Origin of the sequence: Micromonospora sp. NPDC006766, from assembly GCF_040636055.1 — a bacterium.
Classification (GTDB): Bacteria; Actinomycetota; Actinomycetes; order Mycobacteriales; family Micromonosporaceae; genus Micromonospora.
The window spans coordinates 16,109-32,092 of record NZ_JBEYIX010000028.1 but is presented as its reverse complement, the minus strand read 5'-3'; the positions used below and the strand labels follow the sequence as shown (position 1 = coordinate 32,092).

The 15,984-nt window shown below is 72.4% G+C and carries 13 protein-coding genes; 6 read left to right on the top strand and 7 right to left on the bottom strand.

The window, feature by feature from the left end; all coding sequences use genetic code 11:
- Positions 1-10: 10 nt before the first annotated feature.
- Entirely contained in the window at positions 11-739 is a 729-nt protein-coding gene (locus tag ABZ671_RS21460) for a YsnF/AvaK domain-containing protein (RefSeq protein WP_357860761.1), read from the bottom strand.
- A 345-nt stretch (positions 740-1,084) separates the two neighbouring features.
- On the opposite strand from ABZ671_RS21460, the gene wrbA reads away from it, so the two are divergent.
- Positions 1,085-1,702 carry an NAD(P)H:quinone oxidoreductase gene (wrbA, locus tag ABZ671_RS21455; protein ID WP_357860758.1) on the top strand — a complete coding sequence of 206 codons (618 nt, stop codon included), beginning with the start codon at positions 1,085-1,087 and terminating at the stop codon, positions 1,700-1,702.
- Positions 1,703-1,804: 102 nt separating this feature from the next.
- Here wrbA and ABZ671_RS21450 read toward each other — a convergent pair whose 3' ends face one another.
- Positions 1,805-3,724, bottom strand: coding sequence for a chorismate-binding protein (locus tag ABZ671_RS21450; protein WP_357860755.1), 1,920 nt, complete (start codon positions 3,722-3,724; stop codon positions 1,805-1,807).
- A gap of 251 nt (positions 3,725-3,975) precedes the next feature.
- Between ABZ671_RS21450 and ABZ671_RS21445 the strand changes: the two genes are divergently transcribed.
- The gene (locus ABZ671_RS21445) at positions 3,976-5,340 is read left to right on the top strand and encodes an FGGY family carbohydrate kinase (RefSeq protein WP_357860752.1); all 1,365 of its coding nucleotides are present in this window, start codon (positions 3,976-3,978) and stop codon (positions 5,338-5,340) included.
- A 37-nt stretch (positions 5,341-5,377) separates the two neighbouring features.
- Here ABZ671_RS21445 and ABZ671_RS21440 read toward each other — a convergent pair whose 3' ends face one another.
- Positions 5,378-6,874, bottom strand: a complete 1,497-nt coding sequence (locus tag ABZ671_RS21440; protein WP_357860749.1) for a GH1 family beta-glucosidase — start codon at positions 6,872-6,874, stop codon at positions 5,378-5,380.
- Between the two features lie 852 nt (positions 6,875-7,726).
- On the opposite strand from ABZ671_RS21440, the gene ABZ671_RS21435 reads away from it, so the two are divergent.
- On the top strand, positions 7,727-10,615 hold the full coding sequence (locus ABZ671_RS21435) for a glycoside hydrolase family 48 protein (protein WP_357860864.1): 2,889 nt from the start codon (positions 7,727-7,729) through the stop codon (positions 10,613-10,615).
- 330 nt (positions 10,616-10,945) lie between these two features.
- On the top strand, positions 10,946-11,833 hold the full coding sequence (locus ABZ671_RS21430; protein ID WP_357860747.1) for a phosphatase PAP2 family protein: 888 nt from the start codon (positions 10,946-10,948) through the stop codon (positions 11,831-11,833).
- A 2-nt stretch (positions 11,834-11,835) separates the two neighbouring features.
- On the opposite strand, the gene ABZ671_RS21425 is transcribed toward ABZ671_RS21430, so the two are convergent.
- Positions 11,836-12,276, bottom strand: coding sequence for a YbhB/YbcL family Raf kinase inhibitor-like protein (locus ABZ671_RS21425; RefSeq protein ID WP_357860744.1), 441 nt, complete (start codon positions 12,274-12,276; stop codon positions 11,836-11,838).
- Between the two features lie 110 nt (positions 12,277-12,386).
- Between ABZ671_RS21425 and ABZ671_RS21420 the strand changes: the two genes are divergently transcribed.
- A complete protein-coding gene (locus ABZ671_RS21420) occupies positions 12,387-13,061 on the top strand; it encodes a maleylpyruvate isomerase N-terminal domain-containing protein (RefSeq protein ID WP_357860741.1) in 675 nt (224 codons plus the stop codon).
- Between the two features lie 72 nt (positions 13,062-13,133).
- On the opposite strand, the gene ABZ671_RS21415 is transcribed toward ABZ671_RS21420, so the two are convergent.
- Positions 13,134-13,988 (bottom strand): DUF1028 domain-containing protein, encoded by an 855-nt coding sequence (locus ABZ671_RS21415; protein ID WP_357860738.1) that lies wholly within the window; start codon positions 13,986-13,988, stop codon positions 13,134-13,136.
- 15 nt (positions 13,989-14,003) lie between these two features.
- Entirely contained in the window at positions 14,004-14,612 is a 609-nt protein-coding gene (locus ABZ671_RS21410) for a cadmium resistance transporter (protein ID WP_357860736.1), read from the bottom strand.
- Between the two features lie 163 nt (positions 14,613-14,775).
- Here ABZ671_RS21410 and ABZ671_RS21405 point away from each other — a divergent pair, with 163 nt between their 5' ends.
- Complete coding sequence (locus ABZ671_RS21405; RefSeq protein ID WP_357860733.1) at positions 14,776-15,678, top strand: hypothetical protein; 903 nt, start codon at positions 14,776-14,778, stop codon at positions 15,676-15,678.
- Between the two features lie 13 nt (positions 15,679-15,691).
- Here the strand turns inward: ABZ671_RS21405 and ABZ671_RS21400 are convergent, their stop codons facing one another.
- The gene (locus tag ABZ671_RS21400; protein WP_357860729.1) at positions 15,692-15,970 is read right to left on the bottom strand and encodes a hypothetical protein; all 279 of its coding nucleotides are present in this window, start codon (positions 15,968-15,970) and stop codon (positions 15,692-15,694) included.
- Positions 15,971-15,984 lie beyond the last annotated feature (14 nt).

Here is a 15,984-nt window from a genome sequence, read left to right as displayed (position 1 = left end):
GTGTCGCCGGTCAATCGGCGTGGCGCGGCTGCTCGGACACGTCCGCGTCGACCAGCTCCCGCTGGACCTGCCCGTGGACCGGTCGCTGCTCGACAACCTCGTGGCTGGCCAGCCGGACCCGCTCGACCGGAACCCGTTCCTTGACCGCCACCGGGTGCTCGGCGTGCAGCACCAGTTCGCGCTCGTCCTCGCCGAGCTGGGGCCGTACGTCGTCGCGGTTCGCGGCGGTGATCGGCTCGCGTTCGACGGTCACCTCGTCGTGCTGGACCGGGATGCTGGTGTGGACGTTCTCGGTCACCACCCGTTTGCGTAGCCGTGCCGTGGCGACCGGCTCGCGTTGGGTGCCGACCCGCAGTCGTTCCTCGGAGCGGATCATCTCCGGTGCGGCCGTCGCCTGCGGTGGTGACGGTTGCAGGGCCGCGCCGCGTGCGGGCAGCTGGTAGTGCCGGTAGAGCTGGGTGAGTTGGTCCACACCCAGCGGCTGGTCGGTGTCGCTCTCCACCCCGGGGGCGCTGCGGACGGTGGACGTGTCGTACGGCATCCGCACCCGGCCATCCTGCCACCGCGCGGTGTGCAGTGGGGCCATCGACTGGTGGCGGCCCGGGATGCGCACGCTGACCCAGGTGGGCTCGCCGGCGGCGTCGGCCCAGACCTGGCCCACGCTGCCGATCTTCGCGCCCGAGCGGTCCTGGACGTCCTGCCCGTACAGCGAGCGGATCTGCTGCTCGGTCAGTCGCATGGTTCGTCCTTCCTCTCACGGGTCTTGGAGAGGATCCCCGCCGGAGCGGCCGGCATGCCGGGAAATTCGGACGAATAGGAGGAGCAGGAGCGGATGGCCCCTGATCGCGCTACGCCAGCGGCTGCCGGCGTAGCGCGATCCCCCGTTCAGGTCCGGTGCCGGACGAGGTCTGCCTGGACCCGGTGCGTCCAGGATCCCCCGGTGCCCGAATCGGATCGGCGCTTCGGCGGGGAACTTGCGCAAATTTTGAGCCCGGGCACCCGTTCTTGAGAAGCGCGGGGTGTTTACGCGGGTGAGCAACGGGTAGCCGCCGGAGCTGACCCGACACCGAGGAGGAAACGTCTGATGGCTGGCCAGGTCAACGTCGCGGTGATCTACTACAGCGCGACCGGCATCACCTACCAGATGGCGCAGGCGGCGTGCGAGGCCGCCGGCGAGGCCGGGGCGGAGGTACGCCTGCGTAAGGTGCGGGAGCTGGCGCCCGACGAGGCGATCCGCTCCAACTCGGGTTGGGAGGCGCACCGGCTGGAGACGCAGAACGTGCCGGAGGCGCAGCCGGACGACCTGACCTGGGCCGATGTGGTGATCTTCGGTTCTCCCACCCGGTACGGGCTGATCGCCGCGCAGCTCAAACAGTTCATCGACACGACTGGCCCGCTGTGGGCCCAGGGCGCGCTGGCCAACAAGGTCTACAGCGCGTTCACCTCGACGGCCACCTCGCACGGCGGCCAGGAGGCGACGTTGCTGTCGTTGTTCACGGTCGTCTACCACTGGGGCGGCCTCGTGGTGACTCCCGGCTACACCGACCCGAGCCAGTTCGTCGCCGGCAACCCGTACGGTGCCTCGCACACCAGCAACAACGGGGAGATCGCCCCGGATCACATCGCCCTGGCGGCGACCGCCCTGACCGCGAAGCGGGCGGTGCAGATCGGTGCCGCGTTGAAGGCGGGCCTGGCCGGCTGAGCCGAGCTCGGCGGATGGCGACCGGTGGGCCGGGCGACACCGCTCGGGCCACCCGACCGGTGGCCCGGGCACTCGCGCTCGGACCACCATTCGCTGGCTGCGCTACCCGCGATCGGCCGGTCCCTGCCCGGTCAACGCCGGATGGTCGAGCAGGTGCCCGAGCAGGTCCGCGAGCACGGCCAGGCCGTCCGGGCTGAGCACCGACTCGGGGTGGAACTGCACGCCGGCGAAGCCCGGTCCGCGCAGCGCGTGCACCGCCCCGTCGGCCGGGTCCCGGGACACCTCCACCGGCCCGTACGCGGTGGCGACCCGGTCCGCGTCGGCGCGGGCGGTGAAGCTGGAGTAGAAGCCGACCCGGCGGGTCACGCCGAACACCGGCACGTCCCGTTGCAGGCCCTGGTAGGGCGCGTCCCGGCGGTGCAGCGGCAGCCCGAGCAGCCCGGCGAGCAGCTGGTGGCCGAGGCAGACGGCGAGGGTGGGTCGCCCGCTGGCCAGCAGTTCGGACAGCAGCGCCCGCATCGCCGCCATCTTCGGTTCGGCCGGGTCGTTCGGGTCGCCCGGTCCGGGGCCGACCACGACCAGGTCGTACGCGTCGACCGGGCCGGGCTGGTGCCAGTCGCGGCGGGTGACGGCCAGGCCGAGGGCGCGGAGCTGATGGGCGAGCATCCCGGTGAAGGTGTCCTCGCCGTCGACGATGAGCGCCCGCCGGCCGGTCAGTCCGGGCAGCGCGGTGGCGTCCGGGGTGCGCTGGTCCAGCCAGAACCGGGCCAGCGGCGTGTTGCGGGCGGCGAGCGCGGCGCGTACCTGCGGGTCGTCGGCGAGTCGGACGGCCTGGCCGGGGCCGGGGTCGGGTGCGTCGGGGCCGAGGCCGAGCGCGGCGAGCACCCCGGCGGCCTTGGCGTGCGTTTCGGCCACCTCGCCGGCGGTGGTGGAGTGCCGGACCAGGGTGGCCCCGACCGGGACCCGCAGCTCGCCGGTGGGGGAGAGCTCGGCGGTGCGGATGAGGATCGGCGCGTCGAGGGTCTGTCGGCCCTGCGGGTCGCGGCCGAGCAGGGCGAGGACACCGGAGTAGTAGCGGCGGCCGGTGCGTTCGTGGCGGGCGATGACCCGGCAGGCGTTCTCCATCGGGCTGCCGGTGACGGTGGGGGCGAACATGGTTTCCCGCAGCACCTCGCGGATGTCGCGGGTGCCCCGGCCGGCGAGCAGGTACTCGGTGTGCGCGAGGTGCGCCATCTCCTTGAGGTAGGGGCCGACGACTTGGCCGCCGTGTTCGGCGACGGTGGCCATCATCTTCAGTTCCTCGTCGAGCACCATGTACAGCTCCTCGACCTCCTTCGGGTCGTCGAGGAAGCGCAGCAGGGCGTCGCGGTCGGCCGCCGCGCCGGTGTGTCGGAAGGTGCCGCTGATCGGGTTCATCATGACCAGCCCGTCGTCGACGCTGACGTGCCGTTCCGGGCTGGCGCCGACCAGGATCCGGGTGCCGGTGTGCACGACGAACGTCCAGTAGGCGCCGCGTTCGCGCAGCAGCAGCCGGCGCAGCGCGGCCAGGGCCGCAGCCAGAGGGTCGCCCTGCACGGTGGCCCGCAGGGTGCGGTGGATGACGAAGTTCGCTCCCTCGCCGCGGCCGATCTCCTCGGCGAGGACCCGGTCTACGGTCGCCGCGTACTCGGCGTCGGTGATGTCGAACGCGGCGTCGTGGGTGACCACGGGCGCGTCGGGCAGGGCGGCCACCACCTCGGCGAGGGGGACCCGCCGGTATTCCTCGATCAGCAGGCATTCCAGCGGGGTGCCGTCGTCGACGCAGGCGAACCCGCGTTCGGCTATCTGCCGGTAGGGGACCAGGGCCAGGGTGCGTGGTCCGGGACCACCCTCGGGCAGGGGAATGTCGGCGAGCTGCTCGGCGGTGCGTACCGTGCCGGTGAGCAGGTCGAGGTGGTCGGCGTCCGCGCGGCGGATGAGCGCGAACGGGCCGGGGTCGACGCCGGCGGCGACGGCCGCGAGCGGGTCGTGCGGGCTGGTCATCAGGGTCTCCTCGGTGGTCCGGTGGCCGCCGGTGGGGCGACCCGGGATGCCGGGGAGAGACCGGCGGCCGCCTCGTCGGGCGGCCGCGTGGGGAAGCTACGCGCGGGGGTGGGCCGCCGGGTCGGCGGGCCACCAGCAGGACAGGTGCGCGGGCATGGCGATCACTGTACGCGACCGAGCGGGCGTGGGGAACGGATCGCGGCTGAACCATCTTGACTTCGGCGCCATTCTCGGCGGGTAGATTGACGACGATGGCCATTCTCGCGCTCGACCTGGGCACCTCGTCCGTGCGGGGGCTCGTGCTGGACGCGGACGCCGCCCCGCTTCCGGGCGCGCTCGCTCGCCGCAAGGTCCGCCCGGTCACCGGCGAGGACGGCACCGGCACCCTGGACGGCCCCGGCTATCTCGCCTGCCTGCTGGAGTGCCTGGACGAACTGGCCGCCGGCGGTCACCTGCGCGACGTCGAGCTGGTCGCCACCTCGGCGCAGTGGCACTCGGTGCTGCCGTTGGGCGGTGACGGTGAGCCGCTCGGCCCGGTGCTGACCTGGCTGGACACCCGGCCGGAGCCGCCGGCCGGTGTCGGCGGGCCGGCGGATCCGGAGGCGTTCCACCAGCGCACCGGGACGTGGTGGCACCGCTGCTACTGGACGGTCCGGCTGCCCTGGCTGCGGGAGCGGGCCGGTGGGCGGATCGGCCGTTTCGTCGGGCTGGTCGAGTACGTGCTGGGCGCGTTGCTCGACGAGGCGCCGATGTCGGTGTCGATGGCCTCGGGCGCCGGGCTGCTCGACCTGCATCGGGTCGACTGGGACGCCGAGGCGTGCGAGCTGGCCGGCGTACGCCCCGGGGAGCTGCCGGCGCTGGCGCCGCGACGCTGGTACGGCCGGCTGCGCCCCGAGCACGCCCGGCGTTGGCCGCAGTTGGCCCTCGCTCGCTGGGCAGCGCCGGTGGGCGACGGTGCCGCCTCCAACGTCGGCTCCGGCTGTGTCGACGTGTCCCGGGCCGCGGTCACCGTCGGCACCTCCGCCGCGGTACGCCTGCTGCAGGCGGTGCCCGCCGGGGCGCCGCTGCCGCCGCTGCCGGAGCGGCTGTGGCGGTACCGGGTCGACCACGAGCACGTGGTGACGGGGGCGGCGTACTCCAGCGGCGGGAACCTGTTCGCCTGGGCCAACCGGGAGCTGCGCCTGCCCGCGGCGGCCGAGCTGGAGACGGCCCTGGCCCGGGCGACCCAGGGCCGGCGGATCCGGGTCAATCCTCGGTTCGGTGGGGACCGGCCGCCCGGCCTCGCGCCCGCCGGTTGCGCCGAGCTGCACGGGCTCAGCTTCGGCACCACCGCGGTCGACCTGCTCGCCGGGCTGATGATCAGCGTGTGCCGGCTGGTCGCGGACGACCTCGCCGTGCTGGAGTACGGGTTGGAGCAGCCGACCGAGGTGGTGCTCGGCGGTGGTGCGATGGCGGCGTCCGCCTGGTGGCGTGGGGCGTTCGCCGAGATGCTGGCGCCGCGTAACGTGCGCTACCAGCACAATCCGGAGGTCGGCGCGACGGGTGCGGCGTTGGTGGCGCTTGGCCGGGTCGCCGAGGCGGCGCGTCTCGGGGGGATCGGCGGCACGGGTGGCTGACCGGACGTCCCGGCCAGCCACCCGTTGACGCCACGAATTAGAGGCCGTTGTCGCGGATGACGGTGCGGTACCAGTGTGCGCTGTTCTTGAGCACTCGGCGCTGCGTGGAATAGTCCACGTAGACCAGGCCCCAGCGCTGGTCGTACCCTTCGGCCCACTCGAAGTTGTCCAGCAGCGACCACACGTGGTAGCTCTCCAGCGGCACGCCGTCGCCGATCGCCCGGTGGGCGGCGGTGAAGTGGTCGCGCAGGAAGTCGATCCGGCCGCTGTCGTCGACGGTGCCGTCCGCGCCGAGAGTGTCCGGGCAGGGCAGCCCGTTCTCGGTGATGGTGAGCGGGATCGGGCCGTAGTCGCGGGTGACCCGGGTGAGGATGTCGTACATCCCCTCGGGGTAGATCTGCTGCCACTCGGCCTCGGAGGTGGGCCACTTGTGTTCGGTGCTGCCCTGGCCGGTGACGTAGATGGGCGTGTAGTACTGCACGGCGAGCAGGTCGACCGGACTGGAGATGATCTTCAGGTCGCCGTCGCGGATGCCCCGGGCCATCCGGCTGTCCGGGCCGAGGTCGGCCAGCACGTCCTGCGGGTAGGCGCCCTTGAGGATCGAGTCGAGGTAGAGCCGGTTCTCGTAGCCGTCGTACAGGTGGGTCGCCGTGGCCGCCTCGGCGGTGTCGTCGGCGGGGTAGCAGGGGTGCAGGTTCAGCGCGGGGCCGATGCGGGTCTTGGCGCCGGTGGCGCGCAGCGCGCGGACGGCGAGGCCGTGGGCGAGCTGGAGGTGGTGGGCGACGAGGTACGCCGCGTCGGGGTCCTGCCGGCCGGGGGCGTGGTGTCCCCAGATGTAGCCGTTCTGCACCACGGTCTTCGGCTCGTTGATGGTCAGCCAGACGGGCACCTGGTCGCCCAGGGCGCGGAAGACGATGTCGGCGTATTCGGCGAAGCGTTCGGCGGTGTCGCGGTTCTCCCAGCCGCCGGTGTCCTGGAGGGCCTGGGGGAGGTCCCAGTGGAAGAGGGTGGCCATCGGGGCGATGTCGCGCTCGTGCAGCCCGTCGACGAGTCGGCGGTAGAAGTCGAGGCCGCGCTGGTTGGGTCGGCCGGACCCGTCGGCCTGGATGCGGGACCAGGAGATGGAGAACCGGTAGCTGCGCAGGCCGAGGTCGCGCATGAGGTCGAGGTCCTCGGCGTACCGGTGGTAGTGGTCGGCGGCGACGTCGCCGGTGTCGCCGTTGCGGGTGCGCCCCGGGGTGTGGCTGAAGGTGTCCCAGACGGATGCGCCCCGGCCGTCCTCCTTGGCCGCGCCTTCGATCTGGTACGCCGAGGTGGCCGCGCCCCAGCCGAAGCCGGTGGGGAAGCGCAGCGACCCGTGCGGGGGCGCGTCGGGATCGGTGTCGGGGGTGGCGTCGCAGCCAGCGACGAGGGCGGCGGCGGACGCGGCGGTCCCGGCCACGCCGGCGCCGGCGAGCCCGGTACGGGCAGCGCCGGCGGCGGTCGCGGAGAGAGCGGCGCGGCGGAGCAGGCGCCGTCGGGTGAGTAGCGACATGAACGATCTCCTCGAAGTGACTGGCCACCCGGGGCCGGGAGCGCTCCCAGCATAGGCCAGGCGTGGCCGGCCGCGTCCCGTGGGCGGACCGCGGCCTGGGGCGCGGGCCGGTCGGGGAAGGGCCGGTCGGTGGTGAGTGAAGGACGTCGCTCGCGGCGCCGGATGAACGGCGAGATGGGCGGATAGCGAAAGAAGGCCGACCGGGAGGCGTGTCGCGCCTGTCCCGTCGGCCTCTTTTCCCGTCGACAACGGGGGTTTAGTGTGGGGACGGGGGAGGGCAACCCCCGTCCCCACGAGTGGTGCACACACGCACGAGTGGAATTGGCGTTCTGTCGTGCGTGTCGCGCGGGAGCCGGGCCACGCGAGTGGCTCTGGTTCCACCTCCCTCCATGCCGCTGGGTGATGGCTGACGACGGTGTCCGGGCTGGCCCGTCGTCAGCCTCTTGGGCTGGTGCGCTGGGGACACGGGGGTTCCCCAACGAACGTGGACTTGCACATCGGTCGATGGAAGCGCTCCCATCGGCGATGCTTGCGACTGTAATGCCCGTAACCGGTTTGTGAAAGCCCCTGAACGAGATCGAAACATGGACGTGCCTAATTGGCTCGGGCGTTGTAGTGGGAGCGCTTCCATGGCACACTCTCCCCAACCGCTACATGGAGCCAGCGCGCGCGAGCGTGGGCCGCCGAGGGCACCCGGACAACCCGGTGCGGCAGCCTGCGATCCCCGGCCCCACCGGGTCGACCACCTTTCCGGGCGCTTCCGTCCCCCCGTGTCCGCCCGACGCGTGGAGGCGCCCCGCCGGGGCCACAGGCCCCGGCCCGGTCCGAGGAGACATCGCGCACATGAGACTCATGGCCAGACGTCGCCGCACAGCGATGTTCGTCGCCACCGCCGTCGCCGTCGCCGGGGTGGCCCTGCCGGCCGGCGCCGCGCAGGCCGCCCCGGCCTGCGACGTGACGTACGTGACGAACGACTGGAACGACGGCTTCACCGCCAACGTCGACATCAAGAACCTGGGCGACCCGGTCAACGGCTGGACGCTGAAGTTCACCTTTCCCAACAGCAGCCAGCGTGTGACCCAGGGCTGGTCGGCCAAGTGGAGCCAGTCCGGCAACCAGGTGACCGCGACCAACGAGTCGTGGAACGGCAGCCTCGGCACCGGCGCCGTGACCAACATCGGTTTCAACGGCGCCTACTCCGGCAGCAACCCGAAGCCCACCTCGTTCACCCTCAACGGGGTCACCTGCAACGGCACCGCCGCCAACCAGCCGCCGACGGTCGCCCTCAACGTGCCGGCCGGGCCGTTCGTGGCACCGGCGAACGTGCCGCTGACCGCCACCGCCAGCGACCCGGACGGGACCATCAGCAAGGTCGAGTTCTACCGCAACGGCCTGCTGGTCAACACCGCCACCAGCGCCCCGTACACCTACACGCTGCAGAGCCTGCCGGCCGGCAGCTACACGGTGCAGGCCAAGGCGTACGACAACCTCGGCGCCAGCGCGGTGGCCGAGAAGTCCTTCACGGTCAACCCCGCCACCGGGCCCGCCCTGGTGGCCACCCCGCTCGCGCTCAGCGTGAACAAGGGCGGCAACGCCACCTTCAACCTGAAGCTGAGCGCCGCACCGAGCGGCAACGTGCCGGTGACGCTGACCCGTACCGGTAACACCGGCGTCACCGTCTCGCCGACCACGACGACCCTGACGTCGGCCAACTGGAGCACCGGCGTCACCGTCACCGTCGCGGCGGCGGCGAACGCCGACACCAGCAGCACCGCGACCATCACCGCCTCCGCCACCAACTACACCCCGGTGTCGGTCACCGCCACCGTCATCGACACCGGCGGCGGCGACAACGCCTACATCCAGAAGTTCCTCGACCAGTACAACAAGATCAAGAACTCGGGCTACTTCAGCCCGGAGGGCGTGCCGTACCACTCGATCGAGACGCTGATCGTCGAGGCGCCCGACTACGGCCACGAGACCACCTCGGAGGCGTTCAGCTTCTGGATCTGGCTCGAGGCACAGTACGGCCGGGTCACCAAGAACTGGGCGCCGTTCAACAACGCCTGGACAGTGATGGAGAAGTACATCATTCCGTCACACGCCGACCAGGCCACGGCCGGCGCACCGGGCACCCCGCAGTACGCGGCCGAGTACCCGCAGCCCAGCCAGTACCCGTCGATGCTGCAGCCGAACGTTTCCGTGGGCCAGGACCCGCTGCGCTCCGAGCTGCAGTCCACCTACGGCACCGGCGACATCTACGGCATGCACTGGCTGCTGGACGTCGACAACAAGTACGGCTACGGCCGCTGCGGTGACGGCACTACCCGCCCGGCGTACATCAACACCTTCCAGCGCGGCCCGCAGGAGTCGGTGTGGGAGACCGTGCCGCAGCCGACCTGCGACACGTTCAAGCACGGCGGCCAGTACGGCTACCTCGACCTGTTCGTCAAGGAGTCCAACGCCCCGGCCAAGCAGTGGAAGTACACCAACGCCCCGGACGCCGACGCCCGCGCCGTGCAGGCCGCGTACTGGGCACTGACCTGGGCCAAGGCGCAGGGCAAGCAGGCTGACGTCGCGGCGACCGTGGCCAAGGCCGCCAAGATGGGCGACTACCTGCGCTACTCGCTGTTCGACAAGTACTTCAAGAAGATCGGCAACTGCGTCGGCGCGTCCAGCTGCCCGGCCGGCTCCGGCCGCGACTCGGCGCACTACCTGCTCTCCTGGTACTACGCCTGGGGCGGCGCGTACGACACCAGCCAGAACTGGTCGTGGCGCATCGGCTCCAGCCACAACCACTTCGGCTACCAGAACCCGTTCGCGGCCTGGGCCATGACCAACACCCCCGAGCTCAAGCCGCAGTCCCCGACCGCGGTCTCCGACTGGCAGAAGAGCTTCGACCGGCAGCTGGAGTTCTACACCTGGCTGCAGTCCGCCGAGGGCGGCATCGCCGGCGGCGCCACCAACAGCTGGGAGGGCAGCTACTCCCAGCCGCCGGCCGGCACCGCCACCTTCTACGGCATGTTCTACGACGTCGCCCCGGTCTACCGGGACCCGCCGTCCAACCAGTGGTTCGGCATGCAGGCCTGGTCGATGCAGCGCATCGCCGAGCTGTACCTGCAGACCGGCAACACCAAGGCCAAGGCTCTGCTGGACAAGTGGGTGCCCTGGGCCATCGCCAACACCACGCTGGGCACCAACTGGTCGATCCCGTCGGACCTGCAGTGGACCGGCCAGCCCACCACCTGGAACCCGACCAACCCGCAGCCCAACACCAACCTGCACGTCACGGTGACCGCGGGCGGCCAGGACGTCGGCGTCGCCGCCGCCTACGCCCGGACCCTGATCGCGTACGCGGCCAAGTCCGGCAACACCGCCGCCAAGAACACCGCGAAGGGGCTGCTCGACGCGCTGTCCGCCGCCGCCGACACCAAGGGCGTCTCCCGGCCGGAGACGCGCGAGGACTACAAGCGCTTCGGCGACGTCTACAACGCCAGCACCGGTCAGGGCCTCTACATCCCGTCGGGCTGGACCGGCAAGATGCCCAACGGCGACGCCATCGCCCCGGGCAAGAGCTTCCTGGACATCCGGTCGTTCTACAAGAACGACCCGGACTGGCCGAAGGTCGACGCGTACCTCAAGGGTGGGGCCGCGCCGACGTTCAACTACCACCGGTTCTGGGCCCAGGCGGACGTTGCCATGGCCTACGCCGACTACGGCACCTACTTCCCCGCGGGGTGAGGTGACCACTCCGCCACGGGTGGCCGGCCCACCCGTGGCGGAGGCCGACCGGGCCGAAGGGGGAACACGCGGCCCGGCCGGCGGACGGCCTGATTCCCGTCAGGCCGGGTGGGCCGGTCCGTCTGGCCGACGCAGCGGACGGACCGGCCCACCCTTGCGTCCGTAGACGAACTTGCCGCGAAAACACCCGCGAAAAACCGGCCGTCACGGGATCACATGCGGGCGCCGGAGGGAGTAACGTACGTCACCAGAGAGGCCGCTCCCCCCGTGGCGGCCTCTCTCCTATTTGCCCGACCCAATCGAGCGCCTGCGGCGGCTGGCCGTTAGGTTGTGCGAGTGCGCGAGACGGCGAGGGGTCGGACGGCGGTCTGGACGATCGTCCTGGCCCTGGCTCAGGCGGTCGCGTTCTACCTGGTCTGGCGCCTGGCGGTGCACACCACGCTGGGCCAGTGGATCGACACCGTCGCGCTGAACGGCCACCAGATCGGCCAGGACCGCATCGACGGGCCCGTAGACCGGATCCTCAATGCGATGTCGGTGCTGTCCCTGCTGGCGGCGACCGCGATGATCGGCTTCATCGCGTTGATCCGCAACCGGAGGACCCTCGCGGTCACCGCCACCCTGCTGATCGCCGGCGCGAACCTCAGCACCCAACTGCTCAAGCACTATCTGACCCGCCCCGACCTCGGCATCGACCCGCAACGCGCGGCGGCCGGCAACAGTCTGCCCAGCGGGCACACCACAGTGGCCGCGTCGGTGGCGGTCGCGCTGATCCTGGTGCTGCCGCCGAAGGTGCGGGCGGTGGGAGCGTTCCTCGGCGCCGGCTACGCGGCCGCCGCCGGGGTGGCCACCCTCTCCGCCGGCTGGCACCGGCCCAGCGACGCCATCGCCGCGTACCTGCTGGTCGGGGTCTGGACGGCGGTGGCCGGGCTGACACTGCTGCTCTTCCAGCGGGAACGGGCGGCGACCTCGCCGGCCGACGCGCACCGGCTGGCCGCCGCCGTGCTCGGCCTCGGCGGCGTGCTCGCGCTCGTCGTGTCCGGGCTCGCCCTGCTCTGGCTGGCCCGGCTCGCCGACATCCCCGCCGACCAGCTCGACCGTCGCCCGCTCCTCATCGCGTACGCCGGCAGCGCGGCCGGCATCATCGGGACGATAGCCGTCGTGGCCGGGCTGGTCCTCGCGGCCGTGCACCGCCTGGTGCCCCGCCACCAGGGCTGACCTCAGCGATAGAAGGTGCCCACCACCGTGCCGCTGGCGATCTCCTTGTCGCTCAGCGCCCGACGCACATCGGGCACCCCCGGCGCCTCCGGCAACTCCAACGGACGCTCCAGGGCGTACAGGCGGAAAAAGTATCGGTGCGGATCCTCGTGCTGGGGCGGGTGCGGGCCACCCCAACCAGTGGCGCCGAAACCGTTGGGCCACTCCCGGCCGCCCAGCGGCACACCGCCCTCGTCGACCCCGTTCGAGTGCGGCGAGATCCCGGTCACCAGCCAGTGCAGGAAAGGATTCTTCCCGGCGTCCGGGTCCTCCACGAACAGGATCAGCTCCTCGGCCGAGTCGGGCACCTGGGACCACTCCAACGGCGGCGAGACGTTCCCGCCCTCCCGGGAGAAACGCCCCGGAAGCAGGTCATGGTCGTTGAACGCGGTACTACGGAGCATGATGCCGGCCATCGTGCCTCCTCTCCTCGTCCCGCCGCGCGTACCCGACCCCACAGCGGCGAAACGACGACTGGCACGCTGACCCGGCAGGCAACGGACGAGGAGGTCGGATGGACACGGTACGGGCGGCGTTCCGGAACGAGTGCGCGCGACTGGAGGAGGAGCTGCGCGGCCTCGACGAGACGGACCTGGACCGGCCCACCCCCTGCCCGCCCTGGTCGGTGCGGGACCTGCTCGCACACGTGCGTACCGGCGCGGGGCGGCTGGTCGACATGCTCGCCGCGCCGCAGCCCCAGCGGGCCGAGGTGGACGCCGCCGCCTACTTCGGCACGGGCAAGTTCACCCCCGAGGTGAACAGCGCCCGGATCGACAGCGCCCGGTGGGAAGCAGCACGCGAGCTGCCCGGCGTACCCGAGGTGGCCGACGGCTTCGCGCGGGCCTGGCGGGCGGCCGACGCGGCGGTGGCCGCCCAGCCGCCGGGGCGGCTGGTGCGCACCCGGCACGGCGACGCGATGACGCTCACCGAGTTCCTGCGCACCCGTGTCGTGGAGGTCGGGGTGCACGGGCTGGACCTGGCCGACGCGCTGGACCGGCAGGCGTGGCTGACCCCGACCGCGGCCGAGGTCGTGGCGGACCTGCTGTCGGGCGGCCGGCCGCTGCCGCCCGGGCTCGGCTGGGGCCCGCTGACCCTGGTCCGCAAGGCCACCGGCCGGGCGGCGCTCACCGGCCGGGAACGGTCACTGATCGACCGGGCCGACTTCCGCTGGCTGTCCTTTGGCGGCTGACCGTCGTCCTCGCGCAGCGGGCCGCACCGCCCGCAGGCCGCACCGCCCGCAGGCCGATCCGGGCCGGGCCGGTCAGCTGTCGGCGTGCCCGGCCGGGGCGGTGCGGCGCAGGTGCTCCAGGACGATCGGGTCGATCCGACCATCCACCAGCCGTTCCTCCAGGTTCTCCACGCCGGCCCAGGAGGCGAGCGCATCGTCCAGGCCGAGCGCGCCGACCGGGTGCCCGGCGGTGGCCAACAGCGCGGCCACCTCGTCGGCCAGCGGGCCGGTGAGGTCGCGCAGGGTGGCCGGGTCGGGCTTGCCGAAGAGCATGGTGTGGGTGTCGAGCAGACGACCCAGCTCGGTGACCGGGTCGGGGTGGTCATCGACCCGCAGGTCGACCACCTCGTCGCCGGTGCCGGCGTACCCGCCGCGCCGCTGCACCACCAGCAGGCCCGCGCTCTGCCGGCCGCGCCGGTCGCCGCCGGCCCGGTCACCGGCCTGCAGCGCCGCCAGCAGCCGCTGCGGGAAAGGCAACTCCGCCCCACCCAGCCAGGCGTCCCGGATCGCGTCGATGACCTGCGGGCCGGCGAGGATGTTGCCCTGCGCGGCCCAGCCGTCCCCGGCCTGGCCGCCGGCCCACGGATGGCAGTGCGGCCCGGTCCAGGTGGCCCCGTTGCCGGCGGCCCCGACCACGCCGAGCTGCCGCTCGTCACAGCCCGGATCGGCGGCGACCAGCCCGGCGACCACGTCCGCCGGGGCCACCCCGGTCCGCAGCAGCGCCAGCCCCTGCGAACGGTAGGCCAGATTGACGTGCGCCTGGGTGGCGATGGCACCCACGTTGGCCTCGGCGGCCGGCACCAGCGCCCCGGCGGCGAGGAACTTGCTGGCCACGGCGACGCCGTGCAGGCTGCCATCGGCGGAGCGAGCGACGATCGAGAAGGTCATTCGCTGATCCTAGTTTCAGTGCCCGCCCGACCCGATGCCGCCTGACCCGAGGACGATGACGGCGCCGATGAGCATGAACACGCCGGGCACGATCCAATGCCCGAACCGCTGGACGGTTTCGATGATCCTCTCGTGAGAGCCGAGCCAGGATCCGGCCAGGCACCACGCCGCGACTCCGACCACGAACACGGCGACCGTGACGAGACTGTCGACCGCGCCGATGGTGCGGAACATCGGGGTGTAGACGGAGATGTTGTCCGCCCCGTTCGCGACGGTCAGCCCGATCACCGAGGCCAGGCCGGTAGCCACGGTCAGGGTTGGCAGTTCGCCGTCGGCGCGGGCGCGGATCGCCGCGATGAGGCCCCTGACGCCGAGGGCGAACGGTATCAGGCCCACCAGTTTCACCCACCGGTCCGACACCACGGCCAGGCCGAGGGCTGCCGTGGCGGACACCATGACCAGCAGGCCAACCCCGACGTACTGCCCGGTCCAGATCTGCCACGGCCGGGGCCTGCCGGACGTCTTGGTGGCCAGGAACAGCACGGTCAGCACGACGATGTCGTCGACGTTCGTGCCGGCGAACACACCGGCCGCCGCGCCAACCGTTCCCACAAGCTCACCCACAGAGCAGCACAGTACGGTCCTCCCCGGATGTTGGTGGCGTGGTGGGGCCGGTGCCGGTGCCGGTGCTGTCCAGGCCGGTGCGTGCAACCGATCGCCGGGATCAGTCGTCCAACCCTTCAGTGCCGGCGCCAACAGAGGCGACCGATAGGACATGGGGGAACGGATGAGGCGGGTCAAGTTACTGGTAGCCGCGGTGGCGGTCGGGACGCTGCTCGTCGGCTGCGGCGAGCAGGCCGGCGCGGAGCGGGACGCTGCGGGCGGCCAGGCCATCGATTCCGGGTCTGCGATGGGATCGCCGCAGGCGGACCCGGTTGCGCTGATCGGTTCCTGGACAGTGGCGCAGGCCGACGGCGGCGCGGGTGACGTGCTGCGGCTCGCCTCCGACACCGACGGCGGTCTGTTGTTGTTCGGCCGCTGCGGGGTGCGGATGGGGACATGGCGGGCCGATGTCAACGGCCTGTTCGTCGCCGACGCCACCGGCAGTTCCGTTTCCGACAACGCCCGCGGCTGCGGGCCCGACACGGAGGCCGCCGGCGGCTGGCTGGATCGGGCTGTTGCCTTTCAAGTGGACGGCGACAGCCGAGTCCTGCTCGACGGCCAGGGGATGCGGGTAGCCCGGCTGCTGCCGGGAGCGAAGCCGACGCCGGGGCCGAACCTGCTGCCATCCCTCGCGGCGCCGCCCACGGTCACCGACGAGGTCCGGCGTGCCCTCGCGCCGGCCGCCGCCCTGCCGGCGACGGTGACGCCGGCGGGCCGGGACGCCCTCCTCGGTCGATGGGTGCCCGCCGACGGTCGGCGGGACGGATCGCAGGCGCCGCACGTCGAGCTGCGCGACGACGGCGAATGGCGTGGCTCCGACGGGTGCAACGGTCAGAGCGGACGGTGGGTCGCCGGCCCGGACGGGGCCCTGCTCGCCACCGCAGGCCCCAGCACACTGATCGGCTGTGACAACGTTCCGGTGGGGTCCTGGCTCTCCGCGGCCTGCCGGGCCGGGCTGGACGGCCAGGTGCTCGTGCTCTTCGACGCCCAGGGCAAGGAGACAGGCCGGCTGCGGCGCGACAGCTGAGCAAGGGCCCCGGTCAGTAGGACCCGCCGTCGCTGCTGCCGCCGGCGCCGCCGTAGTCGCTGTGCGACAGGTGCGCCGCCCAGCGGCGGTCGCCGAGGTCGGTGTCGCCCTGAAAGGTGTCCCGGTGCCGGCGCGGGCCGGAGTGCCGCAGCTGCCGGGCCGCCTTTCGGGCCGCGGCGAGCCGCTCCGCGCGGGTCGGCGTGCGGCGGGCCCGTACGCGCCACCGCCAGCCGGCGGTGGCCAGGAGTACGCCGGTGAGGGCGGCGACGACCGCCCACGCAGCTGCGGGCATGCCCACGACGGTAG

Excerpts from the sequence above, each read along its gene's own strand:
- ABZ671_RS21460 (WP_357860761.1), bottom strand. The coding sequence starts at position 739 with ATGCGACTGACCGAGCAGCAGATCCGCTCGCTGTACGGGCAGGACGTC.
- wrbA (WP_357860758.1), top strand. The coding sequence starts at position 1,085 with ATGGCTGGCCAGGTCAACGTCGCGGTGATCTACTACAGCGCGACCGGC.
- ABZ671_RS21450 (WP_357860755.1), bottom strand. The coding sequence starts at position 3,724 with ATGACCAGCCCGCACGACCCGCTCGCGGCCGTCGCCGCCGGCGTCGAC.
- ABZ671_RS21445 (WP_357860752.1), top strand. The coding sequence starts at position 3,976 with ATGGCCATTCTCGCGCTCGACCTGGGCACCTCGTCCGTGCGGGGGCTC.
- ABZ671_RS21440 (WP_357860749.1), bottom strand. The coding sequence starts at position 6,874 with ATGTCGCTACTCACCCGACGGCGCCTGCTCCGCCGCGCCGCTCTCTCC.
- ABZ671_RS21435 (WP_357860864.1), top strand. The coding sequence starts at position 7,727 with ATGGCCAGACGTCGCCGCACAGCGATGTTCGTCGCCACCGCCGTCGCC.
- ABZ671_RS21425 (WP_357860744.1), bottom strand. The coding sequence starts at position 12,276 with ATGCTCCGTAGTACCGCGTTCAACGACCATGACCTGCTTCCGGGGCGT.
- ABZ671_RS21420 (WP_357860741.1), top strand. The coding sequence starts at position 12,387 with ATGGACACGGTACGGGCGGCGTTCCGGAACGAGTGCGCGCGACTGGAG.
- ABZ671_RS21415 (WP_357860738.1), bottom strand. The coding sequence starts at position 13,988 with ATGACCTTCTCGATCGTCGCTCGCTCCGCCGATGGCAGCCTGCACGGC.
- ABZ671_RS21405 (WP_357860733.1), top strand. The coding sequence starts at position 14,776 with ATGAGGCGGGTCAAGTTACTGGTAGCCGCGGTGGCGGTCGGGACGCTG.
- ABZ671_RS21400 (WP_357860729.1), bottom strand. The coding sequence starts at position 15,970 with ATGCCCGCAGCTGCGTGGGCGGTCGTCGCCGCCCTCACCGGCGTACTC.